Origin of the sequence: Rhodohalobacter sp., from assembly GCF_041686455.1 — a bacterium.
Classification (GTDB): domain Bacteria; phylum Bacteroidota; class Rhodothermia; order Balneolales; family Balneolaceae; genus Rhodohalobacter.
Map to the genome: position 1 here is coordinate 1 of NZ_JAWLDW010000183.1, position 3,881 is coordinate 3,881.

A 3,881-nucleotide genomic window follows, 5' to 3' on the forward strand; every position below is an offset into this window, starting at 1 on the left:
TACATGATATCGGCGCCTTTCAGGTAGATAACACCTTCTTGATTTTCTTCAAATAGGGAAAGCAGTTTTTTGCGGTGCAGTTTTGTAGACATGGTAAATAAATCTGTTTTTGTTTTGTAGGCTGTTAGTAGAAGGAACTCAATGTACAGTTTCGGTAGATTAAACGAAAAATCTCATCAGGTAGTGGGGGAGTTGCTCGATCAATTTTTCACTGTATCCGTGTTTGAAAAAAGTAAAGTGTTTACCTGCGTCAATTTTCTTCATTTCACCGGACTGAAAGAGGGTTGCAGAATTGGAATGATCTTCTGAAAGCCGGTTTAGGTGAATCGCTAAAAGAGCGTGGTTCCGCCCTTTTTTGTTCAGAATTGCGATGAGATGTGTTGATCCTGCCGGATTTGCAATAAAGGAAATGGCCAACTTTTGCTGGTTATCGATGACGGGTATACGGTAATACTGCTGAAGCCCAAACTCGAAGGGAGAGCTTGAAAAATCGAGATAAGTTTGCCGCCAGTCTAAGGCATCGCTCCAAAAGTGAGAGATCGACTTATAAAGCATCTCTTTGTCCGTAGCCGTAAAATTACCTGCGCAAAATCCACGATCCTGCCAGTAGTTGAAATCCCGATTAAGTTCGGAGAATTTTTTTGTTGGTTTGATGGGAAAGTCCGGGCCTGAGGTCGCCTCTATGGCAGAAACCGAATTGTTGCTAACTTTGTACCAAAAGTCGGTGATACCGTTGGTAAGGCAGATATACGGAGCTCCTACCTCCTGATTATAACGTGCAGCCTGTTCGCCAACGGCATTCGTAAGCTTTACGGATTCTGCCTTACACTCAATCAGAATTTCCGGTTTCATCTGCCTGCTGTATAGGATCAGGTCGGCACGCAAGTTGTTTTTTTCTTGCTGAAGTTTAACCGGTGCTTCAAAACCAAGGCGTGATTTGGGCCAATCTGTTTGATGGTTCAGGTATTCCACCCATTTTAGGCGAACACGTTCTTCAGGCCGGTTTTTGAAACGTTTTTTTAGGATGGGGTTGAAAAGCAGCGGTTCGTTATCATGAGTTTTAATTTGCGGGAAGTGGTTGCTGGCTTTACTTTTCATGTCTGAAAATAAGAAAGTTTAGCCCCGTAAAAAGAGTTCAAAAAATTATTTGGATCTTATTTTAGATAGTGGCAAGTTAAAAGCAATGAAATTTTCAAAACACACAGAACTCCTTTCTATTCGCCGTCGCCGCCCTTTGGGCGTGTGATAACTGTGTGTAGTTTTTACTACTAAGGACTTATCCCGCCCGCTCAACTTAATTGCTGAGTGGGTTTTTTTATGCTTATGAGTTTCGAAAAGATTCTTCCGTAAGTATCTCACCTGTCCTGAATACCCGACCCTTTGTTCCAATACTCAATTATAAAAAACCACTATACCCATGAACCATCTATTATCGATCGGGGATCTTGATCCCGCTCAAATTCAATCTATTCTTAATCTCAGTGTAGAACTCGAAAACAAGCCCTCTCAAGTGTTAAAGGGCAAAAATATTGCATTTGTATTTGAAAAACCCTCACTTCGAACCAAGGTTGGAACAGAGGCTGCCATAAATCACCTCAGTGGCAGTGTGATCCATATAAACCCCGACCTTATTTTTTCGAGTAGCATGGCCGTTCCGTTTACAAGCCGGGAATCACTTAAAGATGCGATGATGAACGTTTCGCAGTGGTGCGATGCAGTATTTGCCAGAGTCTATTCTCACAGTACCTTGAAGAAAATGGCTGAGTACGGCACAATTCCGGTGATTAATGCGCTTTGCGACCGTCACCATCCAATGCAGGCACTGGCCGATCTGTTGACTCTTCAGCAGAATTATGGGAAAGATCAAAAGCTAATCATTTCCTATGTGGGGGATGCCAATAACGTGGCCTTTTCACTGATTGAAATTGGCCTGAAGATGGGACATACATTAAAATTTACGGGTCCGGAACAGTATTCATGGATGGAGGAGCAACTTGCATACTTCTCATTGCTGGCCGTAGAACATGGAGGTACTTTTGTTCAAACAAATGATCCCTTCGAGGGAGTGTACGAAGCCGATGCTGTCTATACCGATACTTTCATCTCGATGGGAGAAGAGCATCTATATGACGAGAAGATAAAGCATTTCGAACCCTACCAGGTTAATGAAAAACTCTTTTCAAAGGCGAAAAGCAGTGCCGGTTTTATGCACTGCCTTCCTGCTCACAGGGGAGTTGAGGTTACTGATGATGTGATTGATCACCCAAATTCCTGGGTTTACCTGCAGGCTAAAAACCGGATGGTTGTATCAAAAGGAGTATTTGCAACCATACTTACGGGTGATGAAGAGGTAGTACAAAAACTAAATGGCATAGAAAAAGTCCCCTCTTGAGAGGGGATTTAGGGGTGTGTTGATCAGGTACAGAAACCTGCCATGAATACACCCCTCGATCACACGAACAGGCTGCACCTTTCGTGCTCACATTTCCCCTCTCAAGAGGGGAATATTGAAAAACAAAGTTCAAAAACTACAAGTTCTAAATAAGACCATAATGAAAAAGCAAACCACATATAAAAAAGTAGCCTCACACGAAGCTGAAAAAGGAACATTCAAAACCTGTCTGCTGCTCTACTCCGGCGGGCTCGATACCAGTATGATGCTAAAATGGATACAGGAGGAGTATGAATGTGAAGTGATTGCTCTGACAGTGAACATCGGCCAGACGGCCGACAACCTCGAAGCCATTAAACAAAAAGCATTAAACCTTGGTGCAAAGGATGCCATCGTATACGACGCGAAGAATGAATTTGCCGAACTCTGTACGGAAGCTGTAAAAGCTAATGCTGATTACCAGGGCGGATATGCATTGGGTTGTCCGTTGGGCAGGGTAATGATCTCTCAATTAGCCGTTCAATTCGCCGCTGAGTTTGGTTGCGAAGTGATCGCTCACGGCTGTACCGGTAAGGGCAACGACCAAGTAAGATTTGAAAGCTATATAACCACGCTGAATCCGGAGTTAAAAATCATTGCCCCGGTAAGAGAGTGGAGTATGGGACGAGATGAACAGATTACCTATGCAATGGAGAATGGAATTCCGGTAGATCAGACCCAAATGAGTCCATATTCCTACGATGAAAATATGTGGGCCAATACTGGCGAAGGTGGAGAGATTGAAAATCCGGAACTGATACCTCCGCTGGAGAAAGTTCTGAAGTGGGCTAATACACCGCAACAGGCACCTGAAGATGAGGAATTGGTTAAAATAGCCTTTGAGAAAGGGGTTCCGGTGTCGCTGAACGGGATCAGTTATGATAAAAAAGACCTGGTTTTGCTGTTGAACGAGATTGGCGGCAAGCACGCTGTAGGTGTTTTTCATCTGATTGAAGACCGGGTGGTTGGATTGAAGGTGAGGGGTGTATACGAGAACCCTGCAGCAACGATCCTGATCCGGGCACACAAAAATCTGGAACAGCTGGTCTCAACGAGGGAAGAAAATGAGCTGAAAGGGTTTATGGATCAGAAGTGGGCCTACCTGATTTACGGCGCAAAATATTTCGAGCCTGTGATGGACAACATCCGGGCATATATCAACGAACAGAATAAAAAGGTAACCGGTGAAGTGACGTTGAAGCTGTACAAGGGAAATTGTGATGTGGTTGCGCTCACTTCTCCATACTCGCTGTTTGATGAAAACCTTGCTACATTCAACAAATCAGCAGCTTTCAACCAGAATGCATCAGCCGGATTTATTGAGCTGTGGAATCTGCCACAAAAAACAGCCTACCAGCTGAAGAAAGAGGTTGTGAAAAGTGAGGCGAGCAGCTTGTCTGTTTAGTGAGAAGTTAGAAGCAAAACGCAAAAGTGAATATTCCCCACTAAA

3 protein-coding genes are annotated in these 3,881 nt (G+C 43.8%); 2 read left to right on the top strand and 1 reads right to left on the bottom strand.

Features of this window, described 5'->3' with window-relative positions:
• Positions 1 to 159: 159 nt before the first annotated feature.
• On the bottom strand, positions 160 to 1,098 hold the full coding sequence (locus ACESM0_RS13230; protein WP_372906676.1) for a type I restriction enzyme HsdR N-terminal domain-containing protein: 939 nt from the start codon (positions 1,096 to 1,098) through the stop codon (positions 160 to 162).
• A gap of 319 nt (positions 1,099 to 1,417) precedes the next feature.
• Between ACESM0_RS13230 and argF the strand changes: the two genes are divergently transcribed.
• Together argF and ACESM0_RS13240 are read left to right on the top strand one after the other, a co-directional pair.
• Positions 1,418 to 2,392, top strand: a complete 975-nt coding sequence (gene argF, locus ACESM0_RS13235) for an ornithine carbamoyltransferase (RefSeq protein ID WP_372906677.1) — start codon at positions 1,418 to 1,420, stop codon at positions 2,390 to 2,392.
• Between the two features lie 160 nt (positions 2,393 to 2,552).
• Positions 2,553 to 3,836, top strand: coding sequence for an argininosuccinate synthase (locus ACESM0_RS13240; RefSeq protein ID WP_372906678.1), 1,284 nt, complete (start codon positions 2,553 to 2,555; stop codon positions 3,834 to 3,836).
• Positions 3,837 to 3,881: the final 45 nt, after the last annotated feature.